The following is a 17,314-nucleotide window of genomic DNA, read 5'->3' as shown; positions in this document are numbered from 1 at the left end:
TTACAATTGAGAAATCTTTGTTTCGCTAGAAGCAACAGTTTGTTTTGGAACTATGCTTAATAAGTTCTCTAACTCATTCATATCCCCCTGTGCAGCGATATTTCCTTCATGATCGATTATGAAAATTGTAGGCACTTTTTTAATGTAATAGTTTTTAAAGAGTTCAGCCGAGCTTACATAATATGTATTCGGAATAGAAGGCACGGATCCCTTTTCTCTTCTATCATGAGTAATGACGAATATGTTTGTTTGGTAGGTGTCAGCTAGAAAGGGGACTTGACTTAATAAAGTCGAACAAGTACCACACGTCGTGCTGCTAAAGATCATAATTAAATGTCTATTATTAAAATCAGCAAGCGAAATTTGTTGATTCTCTTCATCTTTCACCCGAAACAGTGGAGCTTTCTCCCCAACTTGTAACGTCTTTTCTTCTATAGTTGCGCCAACATTTCTAAATCGATTTAAAAACTGCGTAATTTGTTTTAAAAAGTACAGTAATATCGCAAATTGCATCAAAAGAAATAACCATAAGCCAATATGTGAAAGAAGCCCCCAATTCACTTCCATTTTATATCTCTCCTCTGTGTAATAACCGATTAAAATGGTGATTTATCTTTTTAACCTCTACTAGGACAAAGAACGTCGCGATTATGCCAAAAAAACAAAATGAAGCAATTAAGTAAAGTGGTGGATAGACTTCATTCAATGATGAAGTGGATGCATAATAATCAAGAATGCCAACTTTTGTTGAACTAAAGAACAACATTACGGCCACCATGATAATGGATAGGTTTCTGAAAATAAGCTTCCATGAGATTGGCTTTTCGCCAACAATCCCTCCACAGCCACATGAAAGTGATGTGCGACCTCTCCTTAGATTGATTAGAATCGCAAGCGTATAGAGAACGATTAATCCAGTAAAGAAGATCAAACTGACTTTATAAAAGAGGCCAACTAATAGCAAGAGACCAACCATCATTTCAGCGATAGCATCGAATTTCGCTACTGGTTTCGCGTACCGATCAGGTATAAGCTGATAGTTTTGTATGCTTTGTTCATGGTTAGTGAGATCTCGCATTTTGGTATAAGCAGAGGTTACCGGAATAATCGCTATCCCTAACCTAAGAAAAAGTAAGAGTATTTCCATAAGCATTCCTCCGAATTAGGCATACCATTGAGCTTGGCTTGTAAACATTTCATAATAATTTTTCCTACGTGCAAGTAATTCTTCATGATTCCCGACTTCAACCAATTCGCCATCTTTCATAACCAATATGCGATCAGCTAATCGAGCTGCGGCCATACGGTGCGAAATATAAATAGTCGTTTTATCTTGAGTGAGTTCTTTGAATTGATTAAAGATGTTTAGTTCTGTTAAAGGATCGAGTGAAGCAGTAGGTTCATCAAGGAGAATGATATTGGCTTTACTAAACAGGGCTCTAGATAGGGCAAGCTTTTGCCACTGTCCACCAGATAAATCTTCACCATCACCTAAGAGCTTCCCTAATCGGGTATCAAATTGATTTGGAAACTGCTGGACCGTGTCGAGAAGGCCAGACTGTTTGGTTACTTTTCTCATTAAAACCGTATCTTCCATATTTTCAACATCACCAAGAGTAATATTATGCTTTATGGAAAAGGGAAGCTGCATAAAGTCTTGAAAAATTCCCGTCATACTTTTCTTTAGCGTAATAGGATCAAAATAGTTAATGTTAATGCCATCTACAAGGATTTCTCCATGACTTACAGGGTATAGTCCAAGGAGACATTTCACGAGGGTGGTTTTTCCGGATCCATTATCCCCTACAATGGCGATTTTTTCCCCGGGAGCAATTGAAAAAGAGATGTTATTTATGACCGTTTTTTTACTTTCCGGATAATGATAGCTTACATTATGAATCGTAATGCCTTTTTTAAGCTTTTCGGGAAAACTATGTATACGTTCATTGTTTTCAAAAGCAAATTCCTCATCTCTGAAATCTAAAAACTCAAACAGGTCTTCGATATAGAGGTTTTCTTCATAAATTTTAGCGAGATAAGAAGCCATCATATTTAAGGAAGCCTGCGCTCCTTTAATCGCTTGTCCAATGGAAACAAATTCACCTACACCTAAATTCTTTTTCTTTAGTAACCAAATCACAATGGCTGCCGAAAGACTATACAAAAGGGCTGTAAAAAGATCGAGCACCATTTGCACTTTCTTTTCTTTTTTTAGAAGTGCAAGAACTTCATTGCTATTACTTAAAAATAACTTTCCCCATCTTTCCAAGAAAAAGGGCCCTAAATGAAAAAGCCTTACTTCTTTAGCTGATTGTCGATTTTGAAGAAGGAAGTTGAAGTAATTGGATTCTCTCGCTTTTTGTGTTTGATGCTTTAATAAGAAGAACTTCTCGTTGCCAAAGCGCGATTGCAATAATAATATAGGCACTGCAGAAATTGCGCTTAAGATCGCTAATCCCCAATGGAATGACAGCAAGAAGGATAAATAAGATAGTAAGCTTATGGAGAACTGTCCCAAGTCTAGAATGTTCTTTACAGGGGACATTAGCTTATTACCATAGTTTCCACTAATACGTTCCTGGTGGTTATAAAATTCAGGTATTTCATAATAGCTAAGTGGTACTGAAGCTGCTTTTTCTGACACAAGTTTTCCAACACTGTAATCTAATTTCACTTCAATTTGTTCATCAAAAATATCGGATATATGCTTGAGTGTAGAGGAGAGACCTACTAGAAATAATTCTAGGGTGAGAAATAAAAACGCACGCTGATAATTAGGTTCGTCAGCACTAATAATGAGTACAACTGCATTTACTAATTCTTTAGTTACCCACAGAGTAGCTAGGGGGAAAAGACCAGTCACCACTCTAATGAAGATAGAAGCTAAAAACCACAGTGGACTAATATTCCATACGAATTGAAAACTCTTTCTTAAATAATGAATATTCATATCTTTACCGCCAAATTAGTTTAAGACCAGGAAGAATCCTGGTCTATGTATTTTCTTCATTAGCAAGAACAAGAATTATAGATCGTTTTACACTTTTGTCCAGTCACACTGTCATAATAAGATGTTTGCCATATGCGATTTCCGTTAGAATCACAAGTAGATCCACAAGAAGAGCGACTAACTTTAGAGTCACAAGGGTAACCCGCAGGTTTTACTCCAAATAGTTTATTCAACATTTCCTTCACCTCCCTTCAATATGAAATTGTATTGATGAAATACCCCTCTATACCACCCATGCTCTCCTAACACCGTTCCATTTTGGTCAACTAATAGCAGAGTGGGAAAGTCATGTATTTCAAGTTTGGTTATTGTCTCGTGCTTAACCTGAAGCTGTGTTACGTCATGTTGATAAAGGCTGTACTTTTCGCTGGGTGCATTCCCTTCAGCTTGGTTTTCGATTGATATGATAGTGAATAAGGGAAGGTGATAAGACTGGTTTTCAAGAATAAGCTCTTCTAGCTCTGTTAAACAAAAGCTACACGTTTGATTAACAATGATGACAATTGAAAATGGGGAGGAGAGCAAATGAGCGTCAACTAATATATTTCCAACGTTTTTGCCTATGATCGGATGTTTTATAATCATTTCTTTTTGTTGGTCATCAGAAGGAAGAAAGTTAAGCTCAGTATTTAATTGCTTTTTCAGTTTTAGAAATACGAGAAACATACTGATCCAGATTGCGGGTGCTAATATATACAAATTTGTGTGCTCCTCTAAATAACATTCCTCTGTTTTGCTTTTATTTAAAATTATCACAATTTTAGAAAATATTGTATTGGGAAATATGGCCAAGAATAGTGACTTTAAATCGGTTTTTTTCACTGTTGTTTCCTAATATTCATTAAATGAGTCTTTTTACTAGATCCCATTTCCAATATTAAAACGTGTTTCTATCAAAGTGGAATGTGTATTTTACCTGGCATAACGAAACAAACGATGAAATTCTCACTGATGAGTAGGAATGAGCTCCTCTTATCAAGAAAGTAGTGTAAAGAGACAAGTCCATTTCAAACACATCGCAGATTTCAGCTCTTGCTTCACACATATGGAAGTTAAGTAAAGGAGAGATATGGTGGAACAGTTTGCGGTTTTTCGTACACCTCAAACGATTCTCTATGGAAGAGATTCGTTTAAACAAATTGGCACAGAAGCAGCTCGTCGCGGGCAGAAAGCCCTTATTGTTAGTGATGAGGTGATGATGAATCTCGGTTATGTCACGGATTGTCAGGATTATTTGAAGCAGGTGGGAGTGGAAAGTGAGATCTACACGGGTGTTGCGTCTGAACCAACGGACGATTATGTGTCTGAAGCGCTTGTGCTTTTTCGAAATACGAACTGTGAGATCGTTATTTCATTAGGTGGGGGAAGTTGTATCGATACGGCGAAAGCCATCGCCGTTCTTGCGACGAATGGAGGATACATAGGTGACTATCGCGCGAACAGAACGATGGCAGAGAAGGCGCCGATTCCGCATCTCGCTATTCCAACAACAGCGGGAACTGGCTCAGAAGCAACGGACGTGACCGTTATTACGAATACAACGACTGATGTGAAAATGATGATTAAACAGCCCGCCTTCATGCCGGCGGCTGCGATTGTGGATCCGTATCTCTCGCGCTCATCGCCACAGCATGTCACCGCGGCAACAGGAATTGACGCCTTCAGTCATGCGGTGGAAGCGTACCTCTCAAAGCGAGCTCATCCGATGACAGACACGCTTGCTTTATCTGCGATTGGACACATTATCGGTCATATTAAAAGCGCTTACAATGATGGAGGGAATCTCGATGCACGAGAAGCGATGAGTTTAGGTGCCCTTCAGGCGGGTATGGCTTTTACAAATGCTTCCGTCTGTCTTGTACACGGCATGTCGCGTCCGATCGGTGCTCTTTTTCACGTGCCGCATGGATATTCAAACGCGATGCTGCTTCCAGCTGTACTCGAATACAGCAAGGACTTCTGCATCGAGCGACTCGCTGATCTCGGAAGACTGTTTCAGACAGAAGAAAGCGAGGCACTCTCAAATGAAGAAGCAGCAAATGTAGCGGTTTCTTCTATCAAAAGTCTTTGTGCCTCATTAAATATCCCGAACTTAAAATCCTGGGGAATTGATGAGACAGCGTTCAAGCAGGTTATTAGCAAAATGGCAGCAGACGCATTAGACAGCGGGAGCCAAGCGCATCATCCTCGCTTGCCTACACAGGCGGAATTAGAAGAACTTTATGTGATTTGCTATGACTACGAATTTATAAGTGAAGAAAAGATTCGCTAACACAAGTGGAAGGGGAATGAAAACATGGCTACGACGGCAACGAACGTGCTACAAAACTATATAAATGGTAAATGGGTCGATGCGAATACCGATCAATTTCAAGCTGTACCAAACCCGGCAACAGGGGAGGAGCTCGCTCAGGTTCCGATTTCAACGAAAGCAGATCTTGATGAAGCAGTGAAAGTAGCAAAGGCTACCTTCAAAACCTGGAGTAAAACGCCCGTTCCGAAACGCGCGCGCATTCTATTTAAATACCAGCAGCTGCTCGTCGACAATTGGGACGAGCTTGCGAGATTGCTAACAAAAGAGAATGGTAAAAGTTTTAAAGAAGCACAAGGTGAAGTGCAGCGCGGGATCGAATGCGTTGAGTTTGCAGCCGGTGCGCCATCGTTAATGATGGGCAAGCACCTTCCGGATATCGCTACGAATCTTGAATCAGGCATGTATCGCTATCCTGTTGGTGTTGTTGGCGGCATCACGCCATTTAACTTCCCGATGATGGTGCCGTGCTGGATGTTTCCACTTGCAATCGCGATGGGGAATACGTTCGTCCTTAAACCATCTGAGCGAACGCCGCTACTCGCAAACCGCTTAGCAGAGCTCTTTAAAGAAGCAGGCTTACCGGATGGCGTCCTGAATATTGTTCACGGAGCACATGACGTTGTGAATGGGCTTCTAGAGCACAAAGATGTGCCTGCGATTTCCTTCGTCGGTTCACAGCCCGTCGCCGAATATGTGTACAAAACAGGAGCTGCGAATGGTAAACGCGTTCAGGCACTTGCCGGTGCGAAAAACCATTCCATCGTAATGGCTGACGCTGATCTTGACGCTGCGGTTAAAGAAATCATCGCTGCTTCCTACGGTTCTGCGGGCGAACGATGCATGGCATGCTCCGTTGTTGTGGCGGTAGATGATGTTGTGGAACCACTGCTTCAAAAGTTAAACGAAAAAGCCGATGAAATAAAAATCGGCAACGGCCTTGATGAAGACGTATTCTTAGGACCGGTTATCCGAAAAGAACATAAAGAAAGAACGGAAAGCTATATCCGTAAAGGTCAGGAGGAAGGTGCTACGCTCGTTCGCGACGGCCGAAACGACGAAGCATACAACGATGAAGGCTACTTTATCGGACCAACGATTTTTGATCACGTAAACTCCTCTATGCAAATCTGGAAGGACGAGATCTTCGCGCCAGTGCTATCAATTGTGCGAGTGAAAAATCTAGAAGAAGCGATCGAGCTCACGAATGAATCTGATTTCGGAAACGGGGCTTGCCTATTTACGAAGGACGGAAGCAACGTTCGGTATTTCAGAGAAAACATCTTGGCATGCTGGGCGTAAATATCGGCGTACCAGCCCCGATGGCGTTCTTCCCGTTCTGGGTTGGAAAAATTCCTTCTATGGCGATCTTCATGCGAACGGATCAGACGGAGTGGAATTTTATACGAGAAGAAAGATGTTAACGGCCAGATGGTAAGCAACAAGAAATAAACTAACACAAAAGGTGTAGTGAGGAGAACCTCTCTACACCTTTTGTATTATGGAAAGAAGGAATAATGTGGTAAAGGTGAAACATTTGATACGTTTCATTCGTATAACGAATGAAGATAACAAAAGGAATAAATGTTCAAGGAGTGCGCTATGCAAACACTATTTCATTCAGTTAAGAATTTGTTTCTAGACTTATTTGCCATGGGAAAGGGATTAGTCTATGGCTTTCTATTGGTTGGATTGCTCACTTTCATTGGTGGAGCGCTACTATACGGCTTTTTGTTCTTACGTCATTTGTTTGTTTAATTTTCTTGGATATTAACTTAATGAGAAGAAGGGGGAGATAAGTGTGAAAAAGGTCATTATAAGGTCAGTGATTGCATCGCTTGTGATCGGTATACTCGTATGGGCTGCAAGTGTATTCATTTCTTTTTCATTTAGTGAATGGAGCTTCTTTATTGCTCTAGGGCTAACCATTGTGCTTTACTTCTTTAACAGTAGCGGAGGATTTTTATCAAAAGGGGCCACTGCTGAGGCAAGCGAGGCAGGGTGGAAAGTTCAAGAAGATAATGAATTGAAAGTAAATGTAGGTGCCGTTTTTTACGGTTCAGTGCTATTTACGATTTTTAGTCTTGTTTTAACCATTACGACATATTATTAAGGGGATTTTAGTTAAGAGGAGCTCTTATAGAATACAGACTTGCAGCTCCGATCGAAACAAATATATGATTGTGTAGCCTATTCAAACACTAATCACATCAGGGGGGATGAAAAATTGGGTTTATTCTTTTATCTTACGATCGTCGTTGGTTTATCGCTCATCTATTATGGCTATGTTAAGAAAACAGAAAAAGATATAAAGATGAAAGAGCTAGAGCTTGAAGCTAAGAAGATTGAGTTGGAAATAAAGAAGTTAGAACATCATAAGGACAGCACGGAATGAAAAGAAAAGTAATCGCTTTAGTTTTAAGCGATTATTTTTTATGAGGAGTAATAGGATGGCAGCGGATGTGTGGTTCATTTCGTTATCTTCTATTGAAGCCAGATGAAGCTAAGTGAGACAGAAACTGCGATAGGAAAGAGGGTTTGGATGGGAAAGTTTATGAAAAGATTGGCTATATGTATAGCCTTAATACTTATCGTTGGTTGCTCTAGTGAAAGGGATGAAACTCCTTCCCAATCTTCTATGAAAGTTGAGTTAGGTGGACAAAGTTTCAAAATCATTCCTCTATACGAAGAAGTTCTTGAATATACTAACGAGGCTATGGAGAATACCGAACTGAATACGAGCGGGGAGTATTATAGTAAAGTGACACAGCCTTTTCTAGAATCTGCTTCTCATGAAGGAGCGAGCTTAACTGGTGGACTGGATTATTCTACTTATTTCTCCCCTACGACAAGTGTTCAGACTTTAAATGAACAGACAGGTAAGCTACTAAAGAAGCAAGAAGAAGTTAATAAAGCAATCAAAGCATCACTTACTAAGTCGGGGGAAAGTCTTGAAGCCGAAAATAAAACTATTTATGTTATGCCGGTAAACCCAGACTACCAAAACATTCAAAACGAGATGAAGGGAGTTAGTGCGATTACTGTAAGTAAAGATGTTATCGTTCTCTTCTTATCACCTACATATGACAAAGAAATGCTAGAATACGCCGTTGCGCACGAATACCATCACACCGTTTTTCTAGAGAATCCAAATAGATCGGGAGGAATGAATCTGTTAAACGGGTTTGTTTTTGAGGGAAGAGCTGATTCCTTCGCATCTCAATTATACCCTGAGGCGAGCCCGCCCTGGTCAGAACCGCTATCGACTGAAGAAGAAAAGAGAGTGCTAGAGGAACTTAGAGAAAAGAGCGATTCCACAAATGTGGAGTTATATAACACATTCCAAAACGGTGACTGGAAAAAAGATATACCAAAGTGGTCCAATTATAAACTGGGTTTTAAAATAGTCGAAAGTTATCTACGTCATCATCCAGAAGCTTCTATGAAAGAATGGACGATGATGGATGAAAGGGAAATAGTGCGAGGAAGCGACTATAGTGAACTTGTTAGTGATTAAAATGATTGAAAAAGTAGCTGCTCGATCATGGAAGAGCACTCGCTTCTGAATTTAAGCTAGAGATTAGGGAGATGAAAGCCTAACTAATCGATTAGAAGAAAGATGGAGGCACAAAGATGAAACGATTTATCACTTTACTAGGAGTATTTCTGCTTCTAGCAGCATGTACAAATGAAGGCAGCAATGAAGGGAAGCAGGAGGAGAAAGGTTCTACTCAAGAGACTTCTGCAAGTTCCTTACACATTAAGCCTGCCAAACTATCAAAACGTGAGCAAAGCATCGTGAATCAAATGGGAGTCGATTTCAAAACCTTTTATACGGTGGACGGGACCGTAGGGGAAGGAGAAGCGCTCGTGACTTCGATCGTTGTATATAATGATGGAGAAGATGGAAAAGAAGAGTTTGTTACCTGGGGTGGAAATTATGAACAAGAGCGTTTCAATAAAGCTCTTCACTCATTCCAACTTCAAATGGAAGAAAAAGTAGCTTACTTTACAATGGGATCACCGGATGGATACAGCAAAGGATCGACCAATATGCCTAAAGAGCTGGGCGCATTTATCTTTGAACAGATAGAAGAAGAAGTCACGATTACTAAAGGAGAAACGGTGTATTTGGCATACTTAATTGGCTCGAGTGAGAACCAAATGTCGTCAGTGAACCATAGCGGTGTCATCACTTTACCTGAATCGGTAAAAACGGCGGAATATGCGATTGTGGCTCAATTGGAATGGAAAGACAATTTGGATAAAAAAGAGTAATTGGACCAAAAGTCGTAAAGGAGTATGACATGATTACTAGAATATAGATACGTGAAGGATACATAAGAACAGATTTCATAACCGGATGTCCTTCTCAAATCTTGCTGAAATTAGGAGGGAATTATGGGACGTGTTGTTCATTTTGAAATTCATGTAGATGACATGGAACGGGCTAAGAAGTTCTACGGGAACGTATTTGATTGGAAGTTTGAAGACTGGAGTGAATATGCCGGCATGCCTTATTTTGGCGTAGTGACTGGTGATGCAAAAGAACCAGGAATCGATGGAGCGTTAATGAAACGGCAAGGTCCACCTCCTGAAGGTAACGCTGCAATCAATGGGTATGCCTGTACAATGGGCGTGGAAGATTTGGATGCTACTGAATCGAAAGTTCTTGCTAATGGTGGCAAAACAGCGATGGCCAAATACGCTTTGCCTGGAATGGCGTGGCAGGCTTATTACTTTGACACGGAAGGAAATATCTTTGGTCTTCATCAACCGGATGAGAATGCAAGATAGTTTAATAGAGTAAAGTTGGAAGAGCCCTCATTAGAAGGGTTCTTTTTTCAATGTTTGTTGATGAAGAGTTTTGAAAGGGTGAAATAGTGAAGCTTGGACGATTTATTTTTGGACTGTTTAAAAAAGTTTTCCATATTTATCAAAATAAAAGATTGAGTTATCCAAATGAATTTGAAATAATTGGTGTTGGGTAATTGGCGGATAATTGCGAATTATTGATTTCTAGTAAACGATTAAGTAGCATTTTCGAGATGAAAGAGAGGAGGTGACGGTACTTAGTCCGTGAAAGGTCTTCAAGGTGAGATAGGTGACCAAGGTAATATGGCTTTTCCTATTAGTTAAGTGCTCTTAATACTTGAGGGTACGATTGGGTCATTATGAATAGTTTAGGTATAGGGATAATTGTTTGTGGAATAATTGGCTACTTAGTGAGAAATGACTTATTTTAGAGGGGAATGGAGACGATGTTTTTATCGTATTTATTAGTGTTTCTTTTAGCGGCGATTCCGTTATTTGAACTTGTTGCTGTTATCCCACTAGCGATCATCGGTGGGCTGTCGCCAGTACTAACAGGCATACTTGCTTTTTTAGGAAATGCTTTGACAGTGGTTTTGTTAATTGTATTTGTAGATAAATTTAAAGTATGGAGGAAGAAACGAAAACAAAAGCGTATGAAAGATGTGGTTCAGGAGGAGGGCGAGACGACAGAAGCACATGTCGAGGAAATGCAAGAGTCGAAGAAGGAGAAACGTGCACGCGTTCTTTTTGATAAGTATGGTTTGCCAGGCTTAACAATCATCGGTCCCTTTTTCGTCGGGTCGCATATTTCAGCGTTTATGGGGATGAGCTTCGGTTCGAAAAGAAAGCTGGTCACTAGCTGGATGATGACGAGTTTAGTTCTTTGGACTGTGATTATGGCTGTAGCTTCAAGCTATGGAGTTGGTTTTTTTGTATCTGACGTGGAAGATGATGGTGTTTTAGTTCGTCTATTCAATAACTAGCATGATCATGTGAAAATACCTTTAACTTTATCGTTATGTGTTGTAAAGTAAATATGAACTGGAAAATTGTAGCTAGGGTTCCGCTATCGAGATAGGCTAGTGACCGAGGGCTACATCTTTTACATAAGTAAAAGGCACCTATTGACATAAAAGGTCCGAGGGGAAAGGTTCAGCGTATTTGTACTGCGCTGAAATCTTTCTCTTCGGGCCTTTTTAATTATTGAAAGGAGGTATTGTTTATGTCGTCAATCGATGAACTAAAAGCTGGTGTTGCTGTGATTATTCTAAATGAAGAAAACGAGGTTTTATTACAGAAAAGAACCGATGTGGGGCAATGGGGGATCCCTTCTGGTCATATTGAAATAGGTGAGACAGTCTCTGAAGCAGCCATCAGAGAAGTGAAAGAAGAAACAAATTTAGATATAACGATTACCAGGATCATCGGTGTGTACTCTGATCCTACTTCACAGGTTTTTCATTATCCAAATGGGAAAGTTGTTCAATTTATTACAACATGCTTCCTTGCTGAAGTGACAGGTGGAGAACTTCGATGCAACTCTGCCGAATCACTTGATGTTCAATTTTTTGGGCAGTCACGCTTACCACAGAACTTATTAACCATGCACCCTCGATGGTTGAAGGATGCACTTGAAAAAAGAGATCTGGCCTTTATTCGTTAAATGAGGATGCTTGGGCAAGGGAAGGGGAGTCGGAGTAATATAGAAGTTACTTTGTGATGTGTGGTTACTAAAAGAACTGTTAAGAAGTTTATCAATCATAAGATAAGCTTCTTATTTATTGAATGGAACGTTGAGTTATTCTACCTATTTTGAAATAATTGGTTCTAAAGATTGGGGAAATTTAAGTCAAAAAAGAAATGAGATGAAGGTTGGAAGGAAAGGAAATGCCGTTATATCTTTCTGTGCGTCGGCATTTGTCAGCTGTTCTGATTACAAGCTAAGTAGCCTTAGCTTTTGACAAAGTGGGATGGAAGGAGGGAAAAGCGTGAAAAATAAACAAGCTTTGATCTGGGTAATAATAGCGATTTTATTAGTATTGGTTTGGGTTTTCTTGAGGTAGTACATAGATGAGTGGAATGATGTAACGATAGAATATGTCTCAATTTCAACTTTTCGTAGATAAGCTGTAAGAAGAAATGAGAAAGAACAAAGGGGTTCATATGAATAAAACTATTAAAATCCTTATCATTATTTTTTCAAGTCTACTTTCTCTCCTTCTACTGCTTTTATTAGCTGGGGTCATCTTATTACATAATGTGATTGAAGAAAATTCAGGTGAACCTGTTACTTATTTTCAAGCAGTGAAATTTGGCCTTAGTTTGAACTTTGATGGGAAGCTAGAGAGAAAAGCAAAGCATTCTAAAGAAATGAAAGTCTATGAAAACATGTCTATCTATGTTGATGATCAAGATATTGAGCTATTTCCTTTAATTATAGATACGTTGCATTGGGTTAAGGGTAGAAATGCAGACATATTGGGCGATATTGATGGAAAAGACGTAGATCTTCTCTTCTTTCATAATAAAAAGGATTTCGAAAGTATTTCTGATTTAAATCACGTATCTGGTTTTTATGATCAATATGGGTTATTCATCGCTGTTAGGATCGATGATAAGAAAGGAATATTGGATGGTAAGGAAACACCACTCTATTTTTTTCAGAAAAGGATATTACACGAATATACGCATTATGCGTTAGATCAAAAAGTGGCTGATACGCCTTTGGGATTGGATAAATATCCTCTATGGTTTCAGGAAGGAATTGCTGAGTATATATCAAATGATCAAACTACTATAGAAGTAAGTGACTTTAAGCTTTTGACTTATGATCAGCTTAGAAGTCATGAACAATGGGCAGCTGCTAGAGAGCAAAAAGAGACGGATGTCTACGATCAAAGTTATTTCACGATCAAATTTCTTATAGATGAGCAAGGTGAAGAAGTGATTGAAGAAATTATCGATTCAACGAATGATTCAGGTGATTTTAAAGAAAGTTTTGCTGATGTAACTGGGCTAGATTATGATCGTTTATATGAAAAACTGGAAATAAAGTTAGGGAAGGAAAAGGATAGAATAGGAAGCTTTCAATGAAGGAGTGAAAGCATACTAAGTAAATACCTTAAGTATGTTTCTTATACCTTGATACCAATAGTCTTCTTTTGTTGATTAAATAAGCCCTACAAAAAGGTTTGATTAAAATAAATTTGATACTTGAGTTAATGAGAATAATCTGAAATAATGGATGATAGTGTGGAAATTAATTGTAAATTTAGGGAATTTTTATGGGGAGAAGATTAGCGGAGGCTTTAGTAGAGGCACTTAGATGATCGTGATGTTGATTGAATGAGATGATTTCATTTTTTATTACTAATCGTTAGACAAGATAATAAATAAAAGGAATGATCGAATGAAGAAACAGGTAAAGCTATTTTATTGTCATATGTCCTTATTATTGTTTATTCTATTACTTGCAGGATGTTCAGATAATACGAATGCTAAATTAAATGCAAATGCTGGTGAGAATGACGTAACTTTATCAACGGAAGAAACGACTGAAGTGGAAGAGGGTAATCAAGCAAACGAAGCTTCATCTTCATCAACATCAGAAGACACTTCCCAGGAAGATGCTAAAGAATCCTCTTCTGAAGAATCAAAAAGCGGTGAGTCAAATCCTGCAGATGAAAGCGAAGAAAATCATGCGTTAGATGATTACTCCTCCAAGGAAATTGAATACGCTCGAGTCTGGTCACAGCTAGGACCGAATCAAGAAATAGATGAATTAAATGTTCAACTTATATCAGCTGGTTCCCCTCTTAATCCTGATGACGAGAACAGTCTCACTTATCCAGAAGATGTTGTTCAATTACGTGGTTCTCGTATCGTCGATGGCATCGTTACGTATAGTGGTAACGGAAATGGCACGATTAATGTATATAACGTTCCTATGCGCTGGTATGGTGGCTTTCCTCCTCCTGAAGATATAGATAAAGAAGAAATTCAAAAGGAAATGGAAGATATTATTACCAATACAAAGCTTGTAAACGTTGATACAGGTAATAATGAAGAAATCATAGAGATCATCAACAAAATGAATAGTCAATAATCTGAGTGTGACGTTGCTGAAGCGGATTTGCGTTAATCAGTGTTTCGTTTTAGAAGGCATAATTTGCCCACATTATGTTGGATATGAAAATAAGATTAAGACAATTATCTATCCCCAACAGGTTAAAATTTGAAGACAATTGAAGTCATGATGCCATAATCGTTATAAAGTATGGTAAGTTAGCTATTGGAGTTAGCACAAATATTTCTTTCGCAATATTTCTTTTTTTATATTTTCTTTTTGCAAAATATAGTAAACTATTACATGAATTACTATATTATCGTACTAATTTAATAGCGTTATATACATGTTGATTAATGAACTTGTAGGAATGAAAATCTTTATTTTTTATATTTTGAGCACTATTATTTGGCCCATTCCTTAGAATCCATATATAGCACGCTGTTTATATGTACTTCTGGTTCTCCAACATTAATTTAGGAAGGGAAGCGTTTAAATCGCCAATCAAATGCTATAATCGTGCAGATCTTCTTGATCTGATCGATGAAAAAAAATCTCTTTTATCCTTAAAGGTGTTAGCTCATGGCTTTACACATAAACAGACATTAATGGCTAGCCAGGAGCTTGATCGACTACTTAATCGTTACCAATTTGGAGAGTATAAAGAAAGTCAGCCAACATACTCAAATTAAATACAAACTGTTATTTTAGGAAAGCAAAAGCTAGCCGCTATGAATGTGTAATATGTAAATTTGAGATAGATTAGTTTTGTTCATGATTGTTAAGCGAACAAAGCATAATTCTATCTCATTTTTTTTAGGGAGATTATTTATAAGCGTCTACTTTAAATGGAAGAGGTGGTAACAATGTTAAACGAATGGGGTGTGTCTGTTTTAGTTGGATTTAGTCTATTTTTAATTATTGGCTGGTTTACTGGAGATAAAGAGTATGGAAGTGGTTCAAAAACCAATGATGAACGCTCTCGATTCATTAAACAAAAAGCGATTGTAGGAAGTTGGATTTTCTTACTAACCGTCTTTGTGATAAATGTGGTCTTAAGTTTTTTCGACTTAAGAACAGGACCTCTAGAAAACGCTCCATTTAATCATCCAGAGTTATTCTATTTACTTCTTTTGGTGGGTAGCTATTTTGTATGTTATTGGATGTATAGTAAGCGAATTAGTGGGAAACGAGAGTAATAGAGATCGAGGGGGGTCACGAAAGTTGATTAACTTCTATCAAAAGGTGGAGCGAGATTGTCTATGAACAACGAAAACGAAAATCAGCCATTCAATGATGCTATAGCTCATAAACAAAACATTGAAGGTTATCCAAAAACAAGAGGTGGAAAATTGCCCTTACCTATTAAGGTAATCGGATATTTTCTGTTTGGGAGTTTGATTATTATGCTATTGATTGGATTGGTTGGGAATTTTCTATTCGATTAAAAGAGGTGTAGCATTTCTGTTATAAAAGTTCCATAAGAAGATATTAAGTGGCAGGTATAATCTTAGGGGAGGAGATTTGATTATGTGGATAGCTGAGACAATAGCACCTCTTGTCTTAATGGGCATAATAATTGTCTTTGTGATTGAAAGCCTAAAGTATAAATCTAATAAAGGCAATCTGGGGAAGAAAGATTCAAAATCTGCTCAACTTTTATTAGATAGTCTCATCCCAATCGGAATGCTTTTGGGGGCTGGTATTGGTGTAGTGGTTAGTATGTATTTCTCGTTCTCATTACTATCTTCCGTTAATTTAGGTGCGGCACTAGGTTATTTAGTTGGATATTTTGTTTATGAAATTTATAGCAAGGAAGGAAATAAATATCCATAAGGAGCTAATAATATCTTGCGGAGGTGGATTCGTAAGGGTTATTTCAAGTAGGGATAGTCTCAGATTCTCTCTCTTACCTATGTATCTTATTTCGGTTAAACTTTTCATCGCATTACATGTGAAAAAATGATATATCAACATAAAAGACCCACAAAATGAAAGATGGTTTTGTGGATCTTTTTTCAATCTATGAAAATGTGAAATGAATAAATTAGAATTTAACTTACAACTTTCCGGACAGCCGTTAATGTAGCATCCATGTCTTTCTTCGTACTCCCATTATTCGTTACAAATCGAATCACGTTCGGACCAAACGCACCCGCTAAAACGCCGTGTTCTTTTAAAAGGTGGATAAAGTCTTCTGTCGCTTTCTTCGTATTCGTAATATCAATTAAGAGTATGTTTGTATCCACTTGATTGACAAGGTTAACCCCTTCAATATTCTGAAGACCATCAGCAAGATACTTCGCGTTCTCGTGATCCATCTCAAGATGCTTCACGTTTTCTTCGAGAGCAATAATGCCCGGTGCAGCGAGAACACCTGCTTGTCTTAAACCGCCGCCAAGGCGCTTACGCCATTTTCGAGCTTTCTCGATAAATTCAGAAGTACCGGCAATCATGGAACCAACTGGTGCGCCGAGCCCTTTTGATAAGCAAAACTGAACAGAATCCGTATACTTCGCAAATTCTGTTACGGGAATTTGAGCTGCTACAGAAGCATTGAATAATCGTGCCCCATCTAAGTGAACAGGGATCTGATGTTTCCTTGATAGTTGATAGATTTGCTCCATATTCTCAAGGGGAACAATCGCGCCGCCTGCTTTGTTGTGGGTGTTTTCGATGCAGATGAGTCCTGTTTCCGGCTGATGAATATCGTCGCCTCGGATAGCCGCTTCAACATCGCCTGGATTCATCGCACCGCGGTTCCCATCGATCGTCTTAATTTGTACACCAGCAAAGGCGGATAGTGCTGCCGCTTCATATAGGAATAAGTGCGCCTGAGATTCCATGATCACTTCTTGACCAGGCTGACAGTGGACTAAGCCAGCAATTTGATTTCCTTGCGTGCCGCTCGTAACAAATAAAGCCGCTTCTTTTCCTAGCATTTCTGCAGCGATTTGTTCGAGTCGGTTAACCGTAGGATCCTCTCCATACACATCATCGCCTACTTCAGCTTCGTACATCGCTTTTCTCATTTGTTCATTTGGTTTCGTTACCGTATCACTGCGCAAATCGATCACGATTCGTCCTCCCCGTCTTCAGTAAGTAATAGTCT

General features: G+C 38.8%; 20 protein-coding genes and 1 pseudogene. 16 read left to right on the top strand and 5 right to left on the bottom strand.

What is annotated here, in order from left to right; all coding sequences use genetic code 11:
• The 4 genes from Q4550_RS01655 to Q4550_RS01640 all read right to left on the bottom strand — a co-directional run bounded on the left by Q4550_RS01655 (window position 1) and on the right by Q4550_RS01640 (window position 3,709).
• Window positions 1-567, bottom strand: coding sequence for a TlpA family protein disulfide reductase (locus Q4550_RS01655; RefSeq protein WP_283152690.1), 567 nt, complete (start codon window positions 565-567; stop codon window positions 1-3).
• 1 nt (window position 568) lies between these two features.
• Window positions 569-1,147 carry a MauE/DoxX family redox-associated membrane protein gene (locus Q4550_RS01650; RefSeq protein ID WP_194220701.1) on the bottom strand — a complete coding sequence of 193 codons (579 nt, stop codon included), beginning with the start codon at window positions 1,145-1,147 and terminating at the stop codon, window positions 569-571.
• Window positions 1,148-1,162: 15 nt separating this feature from the next.
• Window positions 1,163-2,950 (bottom strand): ABC transporter ATP-binding protein, encoded by a 1,788-nt coding sequence (locus Q4550_RS01645; protein WP_303529792.1) that lies wholly within the window; start codon window positions 2,948-2,950, stop codon window positions 1,163-1,165.
• Window positions 2,951-3,175: 225 nt separating this feature from the next.
• Complete coding sequence (locus Q4550_RS01640) at window positions 3,176-3,709, bottom strand: hypothetical protein (RefSeq protein WP_303529789.1); 534 nt, start codon at window positions 3,707-3,709, stop codon at window positions 3,176-3,178.
• A gap of 373 nt (window positions 3,710-4,082) precedes the next feature.
• On the opposite strand from Q4550_RS01640, the gene Q4550_RS01635 reads away from it, so the two are divergent.
• The 16 genes and pseudogenes from Q4550_RS01635 (at window position 4,083) to Q4550_RS01560 (ending at window position 16,038) form a co-directional block, all read left to right on the top strand.
• Window positions 4,083-5,282, top strand: coding sequence for an iron-containing alcohol dehydrogenase (locus tag Q4550_RS01635; RefSeq protein ID WP_303529786.1), 1,200 nt, complete (start codon window positions 4,083-4,085; stop codon window positions 5,280-5,282).
• A gap of 24 nt (window positions 5,283-5,306) precedes the next feature.
• Window positions 5,307-6,759, top strand: a pseudogene (locus Q4550_RS01630) (CoA-acylating methylmalonate-semialdehyde dehydrogenase).
• A 164-nt stretch (window positions 6,760-6,923) separates the two neighbouring features.
• A complete protein-coding gene (locus Q4550_RS01625; RefSeq protein ID WP_194220706.1) occupies window positions 6,924-7,079 on the top strand; it encodes a hypothetical protein in 156 nt (51 codons plus the stop codon).
• A gap of 43 nt (window positions 7,080-7,122) precedes the next feature.
• A complete protein-coding gene (locus Q4550_RS01620) occupies window positions 7,123-7,434 on the top strand; it encodes a hypothetical protein (RefSeq protein WP_242057346.1) in 312 nt (103 codons plus the stop codon).
• 114 nt (window positions 7,435-7,548) lie between these two features.
• Entirely contained in the window at window positions 7,549-7,716 is a 168-nt protein-coding gene (locus Q4550_RS01615) for a hypothetical protein (RefSeq protein WP_283152685.1), read from the top strand.
• 147 nt (window positions 7,717-7,863) lie between these two features.
• Window positions 7,864-8,838: a DUF2268 domain-containing putative Zn-dependent protease gene (locus tag Q4550_RS01610; RefSeq protein ID WP_303529780.1), complete on the top strand. Its 975-nt coding sequence runs from the start codon at window positions 7,864-7,866 to the stop codon at window positions 8,836-8,838.
• A 116-nt stretch (window positions 8,839-8,954) separates the two neighbouring features.
• A complete protein-coding gene (locus tag Q4550_RS01605; protein ID WP_194220709.1) occupies window positions 8,955-9,599 on the top strand; it encodes a hypothetical protein in 645 nt (214 codons plus the stop codon).
• Window positions 9,600-9,722: 123 nt separating this feature from the next.
• Window positions 9,723-10,118 carry a VOC family protein gene (locus Q4550_RS01600; RefSeq protein ID WP_194220710.1) on the top strand — a complete coding sequence of 132 codons (396 nt, stop codon included), beginning with the start codon at window positions 9,723-9,725 and terminating at the stop codon, window positions 10,116-10,118.
• Window positions 10,119-10,582: 464 nt separating this feature from the next.
• The gene (locus Q4550_RS01595) at window positions 10,583-11,119 is read left to right on the top strand and encodes a small multi-drug export protein (protein ID WP_303529778.1); all 537 of its coding nucleotides are present in this window, start codon (window positions 10,583-10,585) and stop codon (window positions 11,117-11,119) included.
• 239 nt (window positions 11,120-11,358) lie between these two features.
• Window positions 11,359-11,799, top strand: a complete 441-nt coding sequence (locus Q4550_RS01590) for an NUDIX domain-containing protein (protein ID WP_303529776.1) — start codon at window positions 11,359-11,361, stop codon at window positions 11,797-11,799.
• Window positions 11,800-12,299: 500 nt separating this feature from the next.
• Window positions 12,300-13,229 (top strand): collagenase, encoded by a 930-nt coding sequence (locus Q4550_RS01585; RefSeq protein ID WP_194220713.1) that lies wholly within the window; start codon window positions 12,300-12,302, stop codon window positions 13,227-13,229.
• Window positions 13,230-13,545: 316 nt separating this feature from the next.
• Window positions 13,546-14,241 carry a hypothetical protein gene (locus Q4550_RS01580; RefSeq protein ID WP_303529771.1) on the top strand — a complete coding sequence of 232 codons (696 nt, stop codon included), beginning with the start codon at window positions 13,546-13,548 and terminating at the stop codon, window positions 14,239-14,241.
• Between the two features lie 410 nt (window positions 14,242-14,651).
• Window positions 14,652-14,894 carry an aspartyl-phosphate phosphatase Spo0E family protein gene (locus Q4550_RS01575; RefSeq protein ID WP_194220715.1) on the top strand — a complete coding sequence of 81 codons (243 nt, stop codon included), beginning with the start codon at window positions 14,652-14,654 and terminating at the stop codon, window positions 14,892-14,894.
• Window positions 14,895-15,068: 174 nt separating this feature from the next.
• Complete coding sequence (locus tag Q4550_RS01570) at window positions 15,069-15,401, top strand: hypothetical protein (protein ID WP_303529768.1); 333 nt, start codon at window positions 15,069-15,071, stop codon at window positions 15,399-15,401.
• Between the two features lie 63 nt (window positions 15,402-15,464).
• Complete coding sequence (locus Q4550_RS01565) at window positions 15,465-15,650, top strand: hypothetical protein (RefSeq protein ID WP_194222232.1); 186 nt, start codon at window positions 15,465-15,467, stop codon at window positions 15,648-15,650.
• 82 nt (window positions 15,651-15,732) lie between these two features.
• Window positions 15,733-16,038, top strand: a complete 306-nt coding sequence (locus Q4550_RS01560; protein ID WP_194220717.1) for a hypothetical protein — start codon at window positions 15,733-15,735, stop codon at window positions 16,036-16,038.
• Between the two features lie 218 nt (window positions 16,039-16,256).
• On the opposite strand, the gene ltaE is transcribed toward Q4550_RS01560, so the two are convergent.
• Complete coding sequence (ltaE, locus tag Q4550_RS01555) at window positions 16,257-17,279, bottom strand: low-specificity L-threonine aldolase (RefSeq protein ID WP_194220718.1); 1,023 nt, start codon at window positions 17,277-17,279, stop codon at window positions 16,257-16,259.
• Window positions 17,280-17,314 lie beyond the last annotated feature (35 nt).

The organism is Anaerobacillus sp. 1_MG-2023, assembly GCF_030547345.1.
Taxonomy (GTDB): domain Bacteria; phylum Bacillota; class Bacilli; order Bacillales; family Guptibacillaceae; genus Guptibacillus; species Guptibacillus hwajinpoensis_B.
Note: the sequence above shows the minus strand (reverse complement) of the source record. Positions and strands in the feature narration are given on the sequence as shown.

Coding starts and splice junctions, on each gene's coding strand:
- Q4550_RS01570 (WP_303529768.1), top strand. CDS start 15,069: ATGTTAAACGAATGGGGTGTGTCTGTTTTAGTTGGATTTAGTCTATTT.
- Q4550_RS01610 (WP_303529780.1), top strand. CDS start 7,864: ATGGGAAAGTTTATGAAAAGATTGGCTATATGTATAGCCTTAATACTT.
- Q4550_RS01580 (WP_303529771.1), top strand. CDS start 13,546: ATGAAGAAACAGGTAAAGCTATTTTATTGTCATATGTCCTTATTATTG.
- Q4550_RS01655 (WP_283152690.1), bottom strand. CDS start 567: ATGGAAGTGAATTGGGGGCTTCTTTCACATATTGGCTTATGGTTATTT.
- Q4550_RS01645 (WP_303529792.1), bottom strand. CDS start 2,950: ATGAATATTCATTATTTAAGAAAGAGTTTTCAATTCGTATGGAATATT.
- Q4550_RS01560 (WP_194220717.1), top strand. CDS start 15,733: ATGTGGATAGCTGAGACAATAGCACCTCTTGTCTTAATGGGCATAATA.
- Q4550_RS01595 (WP_303529778.1), top strand. CDS start 10,583: ATGTTTTTATCGTATTTATTAGTGTTTCTTTTAGCGGCGATTCCGTTA.
- Q4550_RS01585 (WP_194220713.1), top strand. CDS start 12,300: ATGAATAAAACTATTAAAATCCTTATCATTATTTTTTCAAGTCTACTT.
- Q4550_RS01650 (WP_194220701.1), bottom strand. CDS start 1,147: ATGGAAATACTCTTACTTTTTCTTAGGTTAGGGATAGCGATTATTCCG.
- Q4550_RS01565 (WP_194222232.1), top strand. CDS start 15,465: ATGAACAACGAAAACGAAAATCAGCCATTCAATGATGCTATAGCTCAT.
- Q4550_RS01590 (WP_303529776.1), top strand. CDS start 11,359: ATGTCGTCAATCGATGAACTAAAAGCTGGTGTTGCTGTGATTATTCTA.
- Q4550_RS01605 (WP_194220709.1), top strand. CDS start 8,955: ATGAAACGATTTATCACTTTACTAGGAGTATTTCTGCTTCTAGCAGCA.
- Q4550_RS01600 (WP_194220710.1), top strand. CDS start 9,723: ATGGGACGTGTTGTTCATTTTGAAATTCATGTAGATGACATGGAACGG.
- Q4550_RS01625 (WP_194220706.1), top strand. CDS start 6,924: ATGCAAACACTATTTCATTCAGTTAAGAATTTGTTTCTAGACTTATTT.
- Q4550_RS01575 (WP_194220715.1), top strand. CDS start 14,652: ATGTACTTCTGGTTCTCCAACATTAATTTAGGAAGGGAAGCGTTTAAA.